The 15,887-nt window shown below is 55.4% G+C and carries 15 protein-coding genes; 7 read left to right on the top strand and 8 right to left on the bottom strand.

Annotated features, from left to right (window positions below; genetic code table 11):
- The first annotated feature begins 12 nt into the window (after positions 1–12).
- Positions 13–399 carry a copper homeostasis periplasmic binding protein CopC gene (gene copC, locus IXC47_RS00235; protein ID WP_175625281.1) on the top strand — a complete coding sequence of 129 codons (387 nt, stop codon included), beginning with the start codon at positions 13–15 and terminating at the stop codon, positions 397–399.
- A 3-nt stretch (positions 400–402) separates the two neighbouring features.
- Positions 403–1,335 carry a copper homeostasis membrane protein CopD gene (copD, locus tag IXC47_RS00230; RefSeq protein ID WP_195874359.1) on the top strand — a complete coding sequence of 311 codons (933 nt, stop codon included), beginning with the start codon at positions 403–405 and terminating at the stop codon, positions 1,333–1,335.
- Positions 1,336–1,344: 9 nt separating this feature from the next.
- On the opposite strand, the gene IXC47_RS00225 is transcribed toward copD, so the two are convergent.
- Positions 1,345–2,640: an NAD(P)/FAD-dependent oxidoreductase gene (locus IXC47_RS00225; RefSeq protein WP_195874358.1), complete on the bottom strand. Its 1,296-nt coding sequence runs from the start codon at positions 2,638–2,640 to the stop codon at positions 1,345–1,347.
- Between the two features lie 192 nt (positions 2,641–2,832).
- Between IXC47_RS00225 and IXC47_RS00220 the strand changes: the two genes are divergently transcribed.
- The 5 genes from IXC47_RS00220 (at position 2,833) to IXC47_RS00200 (ending at position 7,592) form a co-directional block, all read left to right on the top strand.
- Positions 2,833–3,456 (top strand): TetR/AcrR family transcriptional regulator, encoded by a 624-nt coding sequence (locus IXC47_RS00220; protein ID WP_326838339.1) that lies wholly within the window; start codon positions 2,833–2,835, stop codon positions 3,454–3,456.
- Positions 3,457–3,765: 309 nt separating this feature from the next.
- Positions 3,766–4,629 (top strand): sulfate ABC transporter permease subunit CysT, encoded by an 864-nt coding sequence (gene cysT, locus IXC47_RS00215; protein ID WP_195874357.1) that lies wholly within the window; start codon positions 3,766–3,768, stop codon positions 4,627–4,629.
- A gap of 1 nt (position 4,630) precedes the next feature.
- Positions 4,631–5,539, top strand: coding sequence for a sulfate ABC transporter permease subunit CysW (gene cysW / locus IXC47_RS00210; protein ID WP_175625285.1), 909 nt, complete (start codon positions 4,631–4,633; stop codon positions 5,537–5,539).
- Positions 5,536–6,603, top strand: coding sequence for a sulfate/molybdate ABC transporter ATP-binding protein (locus IXC47_RS00205; protein WP_175625286.1), 1,068 nt, complete (start codon positions 5,536–5,538; stop codon positions 6,601–6,603). The genes cysW and IXC47_RS00205 overlap by 4 nt, the downstream gene beginning before the upstream one ends.
- 62 nt (positions 6,604–6,665) lie before the next feature.
- Positions 6,666–7,592, top strand: coding sequence for a CysB family HTH-type transcriptional regulator (locus IXC47_RS00200; RefSeq protein ID WP_175625287.1), 927 nt, complete (start codon positions 6,666–6,668; stop codon positions 7,590–7,592).
- A 70-nt stretch (positions 7,593–7,662) separates the two neighbouring features.
- On the opposite strand, the gene IXC47_RS00195 is transcribed toward IXC47_RS00200, so the two are convergent.
- The 7 genes from IXC47_RS00195 to IXC47_RS00165 form a co-directional block, all read right to left on the bottom strand.
- Entirely contained in the window at positions 7,663–8,739 is a 1,077-nt protein-coding gene (locus IXC47_RS00195; protein ID WP_175625288.1) for a M48 family metallopeptidase, read from the bottom strand.
- 16 nt (positions 8,740–8,755) lie between these two features.
- The gene (dut, locus tag IXC47_RS00190; protein WP_175625289.1) at positions 8,756–9,205 is read right to left on the bottom strand and encodes a dUTP diphosphatase; all 450 of its coding nucleotides are present in this window, start codon (positions 9,203–9,205) and stop codon (positions 8,756–8,758) included.
- A 31-nt stretch (positions 9,206–9,236) separates the two neighbouring features.
- On the bottom strand, positions 9,237–10,430 hold the full coding sequence (gene coaBC, locus IXC47_RS00185) for a bifunctional phosphopantothenoylcysteine decarboxylase/phosphopantothenate--cysteine ligase CoaBC (protein WP_195874356.1): 1,194 nt from the start codon (positions 10,428–10,430) through the stop codon (positions 9,237–9,239).
- Positions 10,431–10,506: 76 nt separating this feature from the next.
- Positions 10,507–11,004: a signal peptidase II gene (gene lspA / locus IXC47_RS00180; protein ID WP_195874355.1), complete on the bottom strand. Its 498-nt coding sequence runs from the start codon at positions 11,002–11,004 to the stop codon at positions 10,507–10,509.
- An 87-nt stretch (positions 11,005–11,091) separates the two neighbouring features.
- Positions 11,092–13,968, bottom strand: coding sequence for an isoleucine--tRNA ligase (gene ileS, locus IXC47_RS00175; protein WP_195874354.1), 2,877 nt, complete (start codon positions 13,966–13,968; stop codon positions 11,092–11,094).
- Between the two features lie 58 nt (positions 13,969–14,026).
- Entirely contained in the window at positions 14,027–15,007 is a 981-nt protein-coding gene (locus tag IXC47_RS00170; protein ID WP_175625293.1) for a bifunctional riboflavin kinase/FAD synthetase, read from the bottom strand.
- A gap of 140 nt (positions 15,008–15,147) precedes the next feature.
- Entirely contained in the window at positions 15,148–15,873 is a 726-nt protein-coding gene (locus tag IXC47_RS00165; protein ID WP_175625294.1) for a 16S rRNA (uracil(1498)-N(3))-methyltransferase, read from the bottom strand.
- Positions 15,874–15,887: the final 14 nt, after the last annotated feature.

The following is a 15,887-nucleotide window of genomic DNA, read 5'->3' as shown; positions in this document are numbered from 1 at the left end:
AAAGGAATACTCATGTCTTTCTCCCGTCTCTCTAGCAAAATTACTTTCGCTGCAGCAGCGATGTTTTTTGCGGCATCGGCCTTTGCGCATCCGGAACTGGTGTCGTCCACTCCGGCTGACAAGTCCGAAGGTGCAGCGCCTGCAACTATCGAATTGAAGTTCAGTGAAACGCTGAACAAGAAGTTCTCCGGTGCCACACTCACCATGACTGAAATGCCGGGCATGGCGGATCACGGTGCGATGAAGATAAGCGCCGGTGTAGCAGGTGGCAGCGATGACAAGACTATGGTGATCACACCGGCTAAGCCTTTGGTCGCTGGTACTTATCGCGTCGACTGGCGCGCAGTCTCTGCCGACACGCATCCGATCAAAGGCAGCATCTCCTTCCAGGTGAAATAAGCCATGGCTGACGACGGACTCAATATCGCATTGCGATTTGGTCTCTACGTCAGCATGGCAGCGCTGTTTGGCATTGCCGTATTCGGACTGTATGCGCTACGGCTAACAGTCAAGTTCGCTTACTTTGACAGGCAGTACGCCATCTTCACAGCGGCCGCCGCTGTGCTCAGCCTGATGCTGTCGGTCGCGTCCATGCTGGTAATGGCCAAGGCGATGTCGGGTGCCGAGAGTTACAGCGAGTTGTCCATGCATATAGTCGGTATGGTCATCACTGGTACCAATATGGGGTTGGCATGGATGCTGCGCATGGTGGCCTTGCTTGCATGTGTCATCGTGGTGGCGAGGTCAGGGACGCGATTCCGTTATGGTTTGCTGGCAGTATTATCGGCACTCGCGCTGGCGACACTGGCCTGGTCAGGTCATGCTGCAATGAATGAAGGCGTGCAAGGCTGGATCCATCTGGTTTCAGATATCGCGCATTTGTTCGCTGCTGGTGCCTGGGTCGGCGCGCTGTTTTCTTTTGTGATACTGGCGCTGATGAATCCCGGATTACATCCCGATGCGCCCGCAGTGCTGAGCAAGACGGCAAACGGATTTGCCCGTTTCGGCACCGTGATCGTGGTGACCTTGATGAGCACAGGTATCGCCAATTATCTATTGATCATAGGGCCATCGATCAAAGGTTTGATCACCACGCAGTACGGCATGTTGCTGTCTGTGAAGCTGGCACTCTTCATAGGCATGCTGGCACTCGCGACGGTGAATCGCTTCTTCCTCGGGCCACGTGTGGAGCAGGCGATGCAAGCGGGCAATCAGGACGAAGCTGTCAGCTTGTTGCGCAGAAGCCTGCTGACGGAGACCGCGCTGGTGGTGCTGGTGATCGCCTGTGTAGCGTGGCTGGGAGTGTTGTCACCTACGCAGCTACGTCCTGTTTAACTTGGGGTATTAGTCCAGTCGGATAGAAGGACGTACCTTTTTATTCAGCTGGTCCACCATCCACAGCAGACTCCCGCGCCAGAATCCATGCAAATTGGATTGATGGCTACGGTACAGCATCGCGTGGCTCAATTGCGCAATCTTGCCGCGTATAAAACCGTTCTTGAAAAGACCAAACTGGCCGAGGGAAGCATAGGCGTCGTATTCGCCCAGCGCGACCAATGCGCCGAGATTACGGTAACGGAAGTCGGGGAATTTTTGTTCGTTCAGTATCTTGCTGAAATGGCGGATCAGATAAACGGCCTGCTGGTGCGCCACTTGTGCGGTTGGCGGTAGCGCCCGCGTTGCACCCGGCAGCGTCAGGCTGGCGCAATCACCCACCGCGTAGATGGAATCATCCAGCGTGGTTTGCAAACGATTATTGACTATCAACTGGTTGTTGCGATTGCACTCCAGTCCGTCCAGCTGGCTCATTACTTCAGCCGCCTTGACGCCCGCTGCCCATACCAACATGGCCGCAGGTATGAAGTTGCCGTCAGCCGTGTTCAAGCCGTCCGCGGATGCAGACTGCACACGTGTATTGGTCAGTACCTTGATGCCCAGTGCTTCCAGCTTTTCCCTGACGGCTTGCGAAATCGATTCCGGGAAGGCATCCAGCAAGCGCGGGCCGCTTTGTATCAAAGTGATGTGGATTTTTGATCCGAGGCCGACGGCGCCGTAGCTCTCTGCAATTTCAGCCAGTTGAATCAACTCCGCCGCCAGCTCAACCCCGGTCGCACCACCACCGACGATGGCGATCGATAGCTCCTGATCCAGACCCAGGCACTGGAACATACGCAGGCGCACTTCGCGATTAAAGGCATCGGCCTGTACTCTGGAGTCGATCATGTAGCAATGTTCCTGCACGCCGGGCGTGCCGAAATCATTGGCCTGGCTGCCAACTGCCAGTATCAGTTTGTCATAGGGAAGCGTGCGTTCCGGGATGAGCAAACGTCCGTCCGGCGCGTAGAGCGCAGCGATGGATATCTGTTTGCTGGCGCGATCCAGGCCGTTCAACTCGCCCGGTTGATAGGCAAAGCTGCAATCCCTGGCTTGGGCTGCGTAGGTAGTTTGTTGTTGTGAGATGTCGCGCGTACCTGCTGCAATCGTATGCAGCATGGGTTTCCAGATGTGTGCTGAATCGCGATCAAGTACGCTGATCAGCGGGGAGTTTGCATGGCCGGATTTAAACTTTCGACCTAATGAACTCGCGATTTCCAGACCGGCGATGCCGCCGCCGACCACTACTATGTTTGCTTGCTTCAAGTTGCTCTCCTGCGCTACACCCGGCCACTGCTACCTTTTTTGCCTATTCCTACAACATGGCGTGCGGGTGGAATTCGCAACAGCGGCTGAAAAATAGTGTGGGTAACAGAAGGAAAGCGGGTGAAATTGAGTAAAATATTTGCACTAAGTGCAAATATTATTGCGCTAAGTGCAGAATTGCAAGGAGCCCTGGTGAATACGAATAAGCAAACTGATACCTCGGCAACGCTCGGATTACGCGAACAGAAGCGGCGCGACACCTATCTACGCATAGTTGATGCGGGTATGCGCTTGTTTGTCGAGCATGGCTATCACGCGACGACACTGGATGCGATCGCGGTAGCGGCCGGAATTTCACGCCGTACTTTCTTTTCTTATTTCGCGGGCAAGGAAGATCTGCTGGTCGCCTGGCACCGGGGCTGCTGGTCACCGTTGCTGGAAGATATCGCTGTCGCGTCGCGGGATGAGATTCCATTCCAGCTCATACGCAGGGTATTCAACGACCATCTTTCCAGGCATGCGAACGATGAAATCGTCGCGATGGAAGAATTGATGCACATTACCGAGAAGTTACGGATGAGTTTCCATGCATCGTTTATAGAGTGGGAGCGCGCACTGCTTCAGACCCTGATCATGGTGTGGCCAGAACCCGAGCGTCGTAGCGAGTTGCGCATGGTGGCAACGCTATGGGTGGCTACCTTCCGATCCGCGATGGAGGAGTGGCAAGCCAATTCCCGGCATGTGCATCTGGCGCAGCATCTCGAAGAAGCTTGTCAGTTGTGTGAGCAGATACTGGCGAGTATGAAGAAGTCATAGTGCAGCATTTGGTGTGATATCACCGCGAGGCTTAATAAGGAAAGGGCGATCAATGATCGCCCTTTTTTATTTGTGTATGTCGCGACCATTGGCCTCGGCCATGCGTTGCCTTATATGCAATATTTTTTAAGTGCATGATTACAAGCACTTATTTCTGAAATCGGATGGGGCCAACTCGTTCTTATTAATAGTGAACGCTGATTTCTATATACGTTTTTCTTCTAACAAAATGCAAAAAGATTCGTTTTCTTTATAACGTCTAAGTGTAATTATTGCAGCCTGTTAGCCATATTTGTAATAAGAGAGCATATGTCAGCCGTCCTTGCCCTTCCTGTCAGGAAACAAACCGCGTCCAGGGTTTTACCCGGATTCAATTTGTCGCTTGGCTTCACGATCTTTTATCTCAGCCTGATCGTCCTGATACCGCTGTCGGCCGTGTTCCTGAAAACATTCACGATGACGTGGGATGCATTCGTGACTGCGGTGACTTCGGATCGCGTGGTGGCTTCTTATAAGTTGAGTTTTGGCGCATCGCTGATAGGTGCGTTCCTGAATGCCGTATTCGGCGGCATCGTGGCCTGGGTGCTGGTGCGTTACAAATTCCCTGGCAAGAAGATTATTGATGCGATGGTCGATTTGCCATTCGCATTGCCGACTGCGGTTGCCGGTATCGCACTGACCGCTTTGTATTCGCCGAACGGCTGGATCGGTCGCTATCTGGAAGCGATCGGCATCAAGGTCGCGTTCACCCCGCTGGGTGTGATCATCGCGCTGACGTTTATTGGTTTGCCTTTCGTGGTGCGTACCGTGCAGCCTATCCTGGAAGACGCGGAACGTGAGCTGGAAGAAGCTGCAGCCAGCCTGGGTGCGAGCAATTGGCAGACGTTTACCAAAGTGATTTTCCCGACTGTGTTGCCAGCCTTGCTGACCGGTTTTGCGCTGGCGTTTGCACGTGCAACCGGCGAATACGGTTCCGTTATTTTCATCGCCGGCAATATGCCTATGGTGTCCGAGATTACCCCACTATTTATTGTGACCAAGCTGGAGCAGTACGACTATGCAGGTGCGACCGCGATTGCGGTGGTGATGCTGACAGCTTCGTTCCTGATGTTGTTGACGATTAATTTATTGCAAGCCTGGACCCGCAAGCGTGGTCAGGCGGAGAAGGTTTGATATGTCCGCTATAGCTCCTCCAGCCAGTGCTGTATTCCCGGCTGCGACCGCACGTGCACCGCGCGTGCCAGCCGCGACGCTGGAACCGGTCTGGGTACGCACCATACTGATTATTGTTGCGCTGGCTTTCCTGACGCTGTTCCTGTTTGTGCCGCTGGCGTCGGTATTTGCCGAAGCATTGAAAAAAGGCTGGGACGCCTATATCGCCGCCATCCTGGATGAAGATGCAGTATCGGCGATCAAGCTGACCTTGCTGACGGCTGCGATTGCGGTGCCGCTGAACCTGGTGTTTGGTGTGGCTGCTTCGTGGTGTATCGCCAAGTTTGATTTCCGTGGCAAGAGCATTTTGCTGACTTTGATCGATTTGCCGTTTTCGGTTTCACCTGTTATCTCCGGCCTGATTTATGTGCTGTTGTTCGGCGCACAGGGTTGGTTCGGTGGCTGGTTGCAGGAACACAATATCAAGATCCTGTTTGCGGTGCCTGGCATCGTACTGGCGACGGTATTCGTGACTTTTCCGTTTGTGGCACGCGAATTGATCCCACTGATGCAGTCGCAGGGCAGCGAAGAGGAAGAAGCGGCGCTGGTATTGGGTGCTTCGGGCTGGAAAACCTTCTGGCATGTGACCCTGCCTAATATTAAATGGGGTCTGTTATATGGCGTGATTTTGTGTAATGCCCGGGCGATGGGTGAGTTTGGTGCGGTTTCGGTGGTGTCCGGTCATATCCGCGGCCAGACGAATACGATTCCTTTGCAGGTCGAGATTCTGTATAACGAATACCAATTTTCGGCGGCATTCGCGGTAGCATCGTTGCTGGCAATGTTGGCACTGGTTACACTGGCGCTCAAATCATTCATCGAATGGCGTTTAAGAGATACACACGAACAGTTTCAGGAGCAGGGATCATGAGCATCGAAGTCAAGAATATTCAAAAGCAATTTGGCAATTTTGTCGCACTTAATAATGTGTCACTGGACTTTCCGGCCGGCGAACTGACCGCGCTGCTGGGACCTTCCGGCTGCGGCAAAACCACCTTGTTGCGCATCATTGCCGGTCTGGAACAACCGGATCACGGCCAGGTGCTGCTGGATGGCGAAGATGCTTCGGCGCGCCACGTGCGTGAACGCCAGGTCGGCTTCGTGTTCCAGCATTACGCATTGTTCAAGCACATGACCGTGTTTGAAAACATCGCTTTCGGTTTGCGTGTACGTCCATCGGCGACTCGTCCGTCGGAATCGCAGATCAAGGAAAAAGTCACCAAATTGCTGGAACTGGTGCAACTTGACTGGCTGGCTGACCGTTATCCGCCGCAATTGTCCGGTGGCCAGCGTCAGCGTATTGCGCTGGCACGTGCACTGGCAGTTGAGCCACGCGTATTGCTGCTGGACGAACCGTTCGGTGCGCTGGATGCAAAAGTCCGCAAGGAATTGCGTCGCTGGCTGCGTCGCCTGCATGACGACCTGCATGTCACCAGTATTTTCGTGACCCATGATCAGGAAGAAGCGCTGGAAGTTGCGGATCAGATCGTGTTGATGAACAAGGGCAATGTCGAGCAGATCGGTGCGCCTAAGGATGTGTACAACAACCCGGCTTCGCCTTTCGTCTACGGCTTCCTCGGTAACGTCAACCTGTTTCACGGTCGTGTGCATGAAGGCATTTTGCAATCGTCGGGTATCGCATTCGATGCACCTGAACATGCAGAAACCCAGGATTCCAAAGGTATCGGCTATGTCCGTCCGCATGACCTGGAAGTGGATCGCTACACGACTGGCGCAGAAGGCATCGTGGTGCAATTGCGCCGTGCCCATGCGATCGGCCCGCTGGCCCAGCTGGAACTGGAGCGCGACGACAACGGTGAATTGATAGAAGCGGTGATCTCGAATGAGCGCTTCGGTCATTTGAAATTGAAAGAGGGCGAAACACTGATTGTTCGTCCTAAACGTTTGCAAGTGTTCGTTGACGAATCGGTATAAGCGATAAACGCTGACCGTTAGTCACCGAGCTATTGCGCAAGTATAGATAGAGGTGCCTGGATATGAATTTTCAACAACTACGATCGATCCGCGAAACCGCACGTTGCGGTTACAACCTGACGGAGGTGGCGAATGTGCTGTTCACATCGCAACCTGGCGTCAGCCGCCAGATTCGCGAGTTGGAGGAAGAGCTGGGCGTCGACATCTTTGAACGCAATGGCAAACGCCTGACCGGCCTGACCGATCCCGGCCGCGGCATCCTGCAAATCATCGATCGCCTGTTGTTGGAAGCAGAAAACCTGCAACGTGCGAGCCAGGAATACGCAGGGCAGGAAATCGGCACACTGGCAGTGGCGACTACCCACACGCAGGCACGCTACATGCTGCCGAAGGTGGTGCAGGTATTCCGTAAAGAATTCCCGAAAGTACGGATCGCCCTGCAACAAAGCACGCCTGAACATATTGCCGAATGGGTATTGTCCGGCAAGGCAGACATCGGTATTGCAACCGAGGGTTTGAGCCAGTTTGAAGACCTGGTGTCTTTCCCTTGCTACCGCTGGCATCACTCGGTGGTGGTACCGGATGGTCATCCATTGCTGGACAAGAAACTGATCACGCTGGCTGACCTAGCGCAGTATTCATTGATTACCTACGACCTCGGCTTTACTGGTCGTGGTCATATCGATGACGCGTTCAAGCAGGCTGATATCACCACCGATATCGTTTTGACCGCGATGGATTCGGACGTTATTCAGCAATACGTGTTGCTGAATCTTGGTGTCGGCATCGTTGCTTCGATGGCACTGCAACAGAATGGCAGCAACGGTCTGAAGGTGATCGATGCGTCGCATCTGTTTGCGCAGAACGTGACACGTCTGGCGGTGCGTCGTGGTGCTTATCTGCGCCAGTACACGTATGACTTCATCCAGCAATTTGCGCCGGAGCTGACACGTGCGGATATCGATGAGGCGATGAAGATACATTCCTGATCGCGTTAAGCCAGGCCAAATAAAAAGGAGCGCATTGCGCTCCTTTTTTATTTCAGGTGCTATCTATTGATCACGGCACCAGGTTTTGTTTCGCCGCCTGCTTGGCTTTGATTTCGCTGACTGTCTTGTCGATCACGGTGATGCGATACGCAGTCGCTGGATGTATCGCGGTGTAGCTATTGGTGACGCTGGCTGGGTACTGTGTTGCCAGGCGTTGCCAGAAGCTGCTGACGCCATCGATGCTGTAGCCGCCACGTACCAGCATGTAGAGCGCGAGGCGATCCGCTGCTGCATCGGTTTCTTGCGGTACCGCCTTGATGCCGCCGCTGCCACCGAGTGGACCTGCATCCGGTGTGATGCGGATCATGTTGTCGATGACGCCGCCTACAGTCGCGCTCATTCTTTGTTGTGCCGGATGACCAAGTGCGTTGTGTGCCAGTTCTTTCGCCAGTACGTAAGCGACTTCATTGTCATTGCGTGCGAAGTTGAGCATGCCGCGTGTGACCAGGACACGGCGACCATCTGCGTAGGCACTGACATTGTCGGTGTTGCCCAGTTCGATGCCGAAGCCGCAGGCGCGGGTCAGCGGTACGGTGACGGCGACGTTGCTGCCGTTACGAATCAGGCCGAGTTTGACGTTGGAAACCGAGTTGACCAATGGGCCGAGCACCGCAGCGGCCTGGCGCTCTGCATTCGGTCCTTGCGGCATAGGTTTGTCTTGCACTGTCGCCAGGATGTCGCCACGTTTGACACCGGCACGAGCTGCGCCGCTATTGTTCAGGACGCCGGTGACTTGCAGGCGTTCATCGAAGCCCAGCGATTGCGCTGCTTCTACATAATCTTCCGAGAATGAATATTTGGTCTTGGCGCTGAAGCCGATCAGGTTGCGCGCATTGCCCTTGCACAATGGCGCATTGTTGACCAGCAGCGGTGCTGCCAGGCGGTACAAGCGATCCTGTTGTGCGGTGACGCTGCGCAAGGCTTGTTTTTGCGCTGATTCGGTAACCGGCGCCGGAGCGACGGTGCCGGGGCGGGCGCTGGGAGTATCGAGCGAGACAGTGCTGCAACCGGCCAGCAATAAAGCGATAGGGAATAAGGCGGTGGTGGCTTTCGTTTTACGTAGTACGGGTTGCAGCAGGGCATGCATAAAAATTCTCCTAGATTCAGTGTTTCCCGGTGCTGCCGAAGCCGCCAATACCGCGTTCGCTTGTATCAAATTCTTCAACTACATTGAAGCCGACTTGCAGGACCGGAACGATGACCAATTGCGCCAGGCGTTCCATAGGGTTGAGCGTGAATTCTGTCTGACCGCGATTCCATGTCGACACCATCAATTGGCCCTGGTAATCGGAGTCGATCAGGCCCACCAAGTTCCCAAGGACGATGCCATGTTTATGGCCCATGCCACTGCGTGGCAGGATCATTGCCGCGTAACCCGGATCAGCCAGGTGGATTGCGAGGCCGGTTGGTACCAGATGGGTTTCGCCCGGTTTGATGACGATAGGTGCATCGAGGCAAGCACGTAAATCCAGGCCGGCACTGCCAGGAGTGGCGTAGGCAGGCAGTTGTTCTTTCATGCGCGGATCAAGGATTTTTACTTCGATAGTCTTCATGGGCTCAGGGAAGGTGAGAGAGTGATTCGGATCAGGGCAGGCGCTGCGCGATTTCATGCACCAGCTGGCGCGCCAGTTTTTGCTTGTCGGCCAGTGGCAAGGCGGTATGGCCTTTATCGTCGAACAGTACCAGTTCGTTCTGGTCCTGGCCGAAAGTCTGATGGCCGATATTGCCTACAAGTAGCGGAATATTCTTTTTCTTGCGCTTGGCTTCGCCGTACTCGAGCAGGTTTTCCGACTCGGCGGCAAAGCCGACGCAGTACGGCGGATTTTGCAGTGCTGCGACGGCCGCGAGGATGTCGGCGTTTTGTTCAAACGCGAGCGATGGTGCATCACCGGCCGCATTCTTTTTCAGCTTCTGCGCGCTGACATTCGCGACGCGCCAGTCGGCCACGGCAGCGACGGCGATGAAGACATGTTGCGAGCTGATGCGCGACATGACGACATCATGCATTTGCTGTGCGGTCTGTACGTTGATGCGGTGTACGCCATACGGTGTTGCCAGTGCGGTCGGACCGGATACCAGTGTGACGTCGGCGCCGGCTTCGCGTGCAGCGCGTGCAATCGCATAGCCCATCTTGCCGGACGAGAGATTGGTGATGCCGCGTACCGGGTCTATCGGTTCAAAGGTCGGGCCAGCTGTGATCAGTATGCTTTTGCCTACCAGCAGATTGGGCTGGAAGGTGGCGATGATTTCTTCGAGTAATTGCTCCGGTTCCAGCATGCGTCCCATGCCGGTTTCGCCGCAAGCCTGTTCGCCGGCGTCGGGGCCGAGTACCGCGATGCGGTCCGCTTTCAGTTGCGCGACATTGCGGCGGGTTGCCGGGTTTTGCCACATCTCTACATTCATTGCCGGTGCCACCAACAGCGGCAGGGTGTCAGGACGGGCGATGCATAACGTGGAGAGCAGGTCATCGCAGGCGCCATGCGCGAGCTTGAAGATGAAGTCAGCGGAGCAGGGCGCGATTACGATAGCGTCGGCATCGCGTGTCAGGTCGATGTGCGGCATGTTGTTGGAAACGCGCGCATCCCACTGGTCGGTGACGACCGGATGACCGGACAGTGCCTGCATCGTGACTGGCGTGATGAAGTGGGTGGCGGCATCGGTCATGACGACTTGTACCTGTGCGCCAGCTTTGCCGAGCTCACGTGTCAGTTCCGCTGCTTTATAGCAGGCGACGCCACCAGTTAATCCCAGTACGATTTTTTTACCGGCAAGATCCATGAAGGACTCCTGAAAGATGTGCGGGCTAGTGTATCAGCTTACGGTTGTGAATCTGTAGATACGCTGGAGATACTGGCTACTTTCCGACACGCCTTAATTCATCGTAGATAAACAATATTGCGCCGATGCAAATCGCGCTGTCGGCGATGTTGAAAGCAGGCCAGTGCCAGCCACCGACATGGACGTCGAGGAAGTCGATGACGTGGCCGTACAGCACGCGGTCTATGACATTGCCTACCGCGCCGCCAAGTATGAGCGCCAGCGCCCAGCAAAACAGGCGTTGACCAGCGTGTTTTTTCAGCAGGTAGATGATGAAGATGGCTGCGCCTATCCCCATGATGGTAAAGAAGTAGCGCTGCCAGCCGGTCTCCGACGCGAGGAAGCTGAACGCTGCGCCCTTGTTATAGACCAGTACCAGATTGAAGAACGAAGTCACCGCGTGTGATTCGCCGTAGACGAAGAGGCGGGTGATCGTGATTTTGGTGATTTGATCGAGCAGGATCAGGATGGCGGCGATGCCTAACCATGGAACCATGCTGCTGGAGGATGAAAAATATCGTTTGTTAGAAGCCATCGCTATCTTTGCCCGTAAATGTCATGGAAATCACTCCGGCCGGAGCCGGAGCGAAGTGTGGCGCAATGATGCCGTGTTACGCAAGTCTTATGCAAACCGACGTGCTTCGCCTTTGCCGAACAAATTGGCGACGCAGCGGCCGCACAGACCTTCGTGTTCTGCATGGCTGCCGACGTCGGCGCGATAGTGCCAGCAACGTTCGCACTTCTGCGCTGCCGATGGTGTGACTGCTACGCTTTCTTCTTCTGCCGTGGCGACCTTGCTGACGCTGGCTTGCGAAGTGATGAGCACGAATTTCAGATCATCCTCAAGGCTGGCCAGTGCATCGAACTTGTCGCCGCTGGCTTGCAATGCCACTTCTGCCTGCAGCGAAGAACCGATGCTGCCTGCCACGCGTACTTCTTCCAGTTGCTTGGTGACGTTGTTGCGCACTTCGCGCAGCAACGCATACTTGCTTAGCAAGGCTGCACCGTCTGCCACTTCCGGCAATTGATAGAAGGTGTGCGTGAAGATGGTGCCGTCGGCATTCATCTCCGGGCTGGCAAATACTGCCCATGCTTCTTCTGCAGTGAAGGACAACATAGGTGCCATCAGGCGCAGCAGGGAGTGCGTCAGGTGCCAGATCGCGCTTTGTGCGGAACGACGTGCATGTGAAGTCACGCCGCTGGTGTAGAGACGATCTTTCAGGATGTCGAGGTAGAAGCCGCCCAGGTCTTCCGAGCAGTACATCTGCAATTTCGATACGACCGGGTGGAATTCATAGACCTGGTAATGCGCCTGGATTTCCGCTTGCAGCGCGTTCATCTGCGCTATCGCATAGCGATCGATTTCCAGCATGTCGGCGACCGGTACCAGATCTTTCGCTGCATCGAAGTCCGAAGTATTCGACAACAGGAAGCGCACCGTGTTGCGGATACGGCGATAGCTTTCGGTCACGCGCTTGAGGATTTCATCCGAGATCGACAGTTCACCGGAGTAATCGGTAGATGCGATCCACAGGCGCAGGATGTCGGCACCCAGCGTGTCCGAGATTTTTTGTGGTGCCAGCGTATTGCCGAGCGACTTCGACATTTTCTTGCCTTCGCCATCGACGGTGAAGCCGTGTGTCAGCAATGCCTTGTAGGGTGCGCGACCATTCATCATCGACGAGGTCAGCAGCGACGAATGGAACCAGCCGCGATGCTGATCCGAACCTTCGAGGTAGAGATCAGCCGGGAAGGCCAGCTCTTCCTTGTGCGAACCGCGCAAGACAGTCTGATGGGTGCAGCCCGAATCGAACCAGACGTCCAGCGTGTCTTTATTCTTCAGGTACATATCTGCATCGGCACCGAGCAATTCTTTCGTGTCCAGTGTCAGCCATGCTTCTATACCGTCTTTTTCCACGCGTTGTGCGATCTGTTCCAGCAACTCGGGTGTGCGTGGATGCAGGTCGCCGGTTTCCTTGTGCACAAAGAACGCCATCGGTACGCCCCACTGGCGTTGGCGTGACAGTGTCCAGTCCGGACGATTCGCGATCATGCCGTGCAGGCGGGCTTTGCCCCAGCTCGGGAAGAATTCGGTTTCTTCGATGGCTTGCAATGCGGTTTCACGCAGGGTTGCGCCCTGGTTCTTCGGCATCACATCCATACCGGCAAACCACTGCGACGTAGCGCGGTAGATGATAGGTGTCTTATGGCGCCAGCAATGCATATAGCTGTGGTCAAACATTACCAGCTTGAACAGCGAGCCGACTTCATCCAGCTTGGCGCAGATCGGTTTCGATGCTTCCCAAATGGTCAGGCCGCCGAACAAAGGTAACCACGATGCGTATTTGCCGTCGCCCATGACCGGCGCGATGATTTCATCATCGCGCATGCCGTGCGATTTGCAGGAAATAAAATCTTCGATACCGTAGGCCGGTGCCGAGTGCACGATGCCGGTACCGCTGTCAGCAGTGACATAGGTGCCAGTGTAGATCGGCGACAAACGGTTGTAGCCCGGATCGACATCTGCAAACGGATGCTTGAACTTGATCATGGCCAGCGCTTCACCGACGCAGGTTGCGATGACAGTACCGCTCAGGCCGTAGCGTTGCAGCGTGGCTTCGACCAGGTCGGCGGCGAGGATCACGAGGATGGTTTCGCCATTGCGTTCGGTTTGCACCAGCGCGTAGGTGAATTCAGGATGGACGTTGAGTGCCTGGTTGGCCGGGATGGTCCACGGGGTGGTGGTCCAGATGATGGCGTAACCTTTGTCGGTCGGCAGCTTGGCCAGCCCGAATGCTTTCGCTACTTTTTCCGGTTCAGCAAACGGGAAGCCGACGTCGATCGCCGGATCGCGCTTGTCCTGGTATTCAACTTCCGCTTCAGCCAGTGCTGAGCCGCAATCGAAACACCAATTGACTGGTTTCAGTCCGCGATAGACATAACCTTTTTCCATCAGATTGCCGAGCGCGCGCAACTCATCGGCTTCGTTGCCGAAGTCCATGGTTTTGTATGGCTTGTCCCATTGACCCAGTACGCCGAGACGGATGAAGTCTTTCTTTTGGCGTTCGACTTGTTCATTCGCGTAAGTGCGCGCCTTGGACAAGACTTCTGCGGTTGGCAAGTTTTTGCCGAATTGCTTTTCGATCTGGATTTCGATCGGCATGCCGTGGCAATCCCAGCCTGGTACATACGGTGCGTCAAAGCCAGCGAACTGGCGCGTCTTGACGATCATGTCTTTCAGGATCTTGTTGACGGCGTGTCCGAGGTGGATGTCGCCATTCGCATACGGTGGGCCGTCATGCAGGATGAATTTCGGGCGGCCTTTGGAAGCCTTGCGGATTTTTTCGTAAACCTTTTGTTCTTGCCATTGCTTGACCCATTGCGGTTCGCGTTTGGCGAGGTCACCGCGCATAGGGAATGGTGTGTCGGTCATATTGACCGGGTATTTACTTTGCGGCTTTGCTGCTGGCTTGCCAGGTTTGTTTTGATTGTCGGACATAATATTTTTTCGAGGATGATCGGTGTAACAACGGTCGTGATACTTCAGCGGGCCATCGTCAAATTCGGTCGGTCGCGGAAGTGGCCGCGTCGGTCAGTTGCTTGAAATAGGCACGTGCTTCCACGGCGTCGCGGTTGATCGCGGCGGTCAGCGTAGGCAGGTCTATGTATTTCTCTTCGTCGCGCAGCTTCTTGAGGAATTCCACGCGGATCAGGCGGCCATAGCATTGTTGCGAGTAATCGAACAAATGCGTCTCCAGCAGCACGCGGCCGCTATCGTCTACCGTTGGGCGCACGCCTATGCTGGCCACGCCGGGCAAAGGATGGTCATCGAGGCCATGCACTTGCACTATATATATACCGGACACGGCCGGGTGTTTGTGCGCGACGCGTACATTCAGTGTCGGGAAACCTATGGTGCGACCCAGTTTCTTGCCATGGATGACATGGCCGGACATCGCATACGGATGGCCGAGCAATTCTTCGGCACGGGCAAAGTCGCCTTGCAGCAAAGCCTCACGCACCGCCGATGAAGAGATACGGGTGCCGGCGCTGCTGGTCACGGTAGGCTGCGATTCGACGTGGAAGCCGTATTGCTTGCCCGCCTCGATCAGCGTCGCGACATTGCCTGCGCGTTTGGCGCCGTAGCAAAAGTCATCGCCGACGATCAGCCATTTGACGTGCAAGCCCTGCACCAGGATTTTTTCGACGAACTCTTGCGGCGACAACGAAGCGAAGTGCGCATTGAAATGTTCGACGATGACGCGGTCGACCCCGGCTTTTGCCAACGACTGTAATTTGTCGCGCAGGGAGGCGATGCGGGTAGGGGCCTTGGATGGATCACCGGCACGCGCGGCAAAGAATTCACGCGGATGTGGCTCGAAAGTCATCACGGCTGATTCCAGCCCCATTTTCGACGCGACTTCGCGCAGGCGTCCCAGCAGGGCCTGATGCCCGCGATGCACGCCGTCGAAATTGCCGATCGCCAGCGCGCAGGGCGCACGGGATGCAGCATTGGGAAGTCCGCGAAATACCTTCATGTAATGAGTGAGTGAAACTGTCGCAAAACCTTGAATTATAAATGCTTTCGTCAGGTTTCCCTGCGACTAAGATGGCAGAAGGGGACAAACCGGCCTGTGATTAGCTGATTTTCCGCATAAGGGGCTGGCGGAAATGCCTGTTACATCTCGCCCCAGACCGCATTCAGGGCGGCCAGCGCCGACAATCCGGCGGTTTCGGTGCGCAGTACACGCGGCCCCATCGCCAGCATTAATACGCCCTGCGCCAGCGCCAGGTCTTCTTCCTTCTCGGTAAAGCCACCTTCCGGGCCTATCATGATCGCCACCGATTGCGGCGGGTGATGGCGCGCCCAGTCAGACAGCGACTGCTCGGCACGCGGACTGAGCAGGATGCGCTTATGTAAATCCTGCTGCTGTATCCACTGATTGAAATCGACCGGCTCTGCCAGTGCCGCCAGGCGATTACGCCCGCTTTGTTCGGAGGCGGCGACGATGACACCTTGCCAATGCTGCATCTTTTTGGCGGCGCGTTCGGCCGACAGCCGCACCACGCAACGTTGTGCTGCCAGCGGCTGGATCGCATGGACGCCGAGTTCGACCGCTTTTTCGATGATCCAGTCCATTTTGGATGCTTCCGGCAGTGCCTGTGCCACGGTCACTGCGTAGGGCAGCTCGACTTCACGTGGCTCAAACAGTTTGATTTCAGCTGTCACCCGCTTCTTTTCTATGGTGGTGATGGTCGCGGTGTATTCGCCGCCTTCGCCATTAAACAGGGTGATATGGTCGCCGCTACTGAGGCGCACCACCTGGATATGGTGGGCGACATGCTCGGGCAGGGTGATTACCGCGCCGATGGCGAGCGGCTGCGGGCAATAAAAACGAGGCATCTGTGATCCGTTGC

The organism is Herminiimonas contaminans (assembly GCF_015645465.1).
GTDB lineage: Bacteria > Pseudomonadota > Gammaproteobacteria > Burkholderiales > Burkholderiaceae_D > Oxalicibacterium > Oxalicibacterium contaminans.
This window is presented reverse-complemented; position numbering and strand designations above follow the sequence as displayed.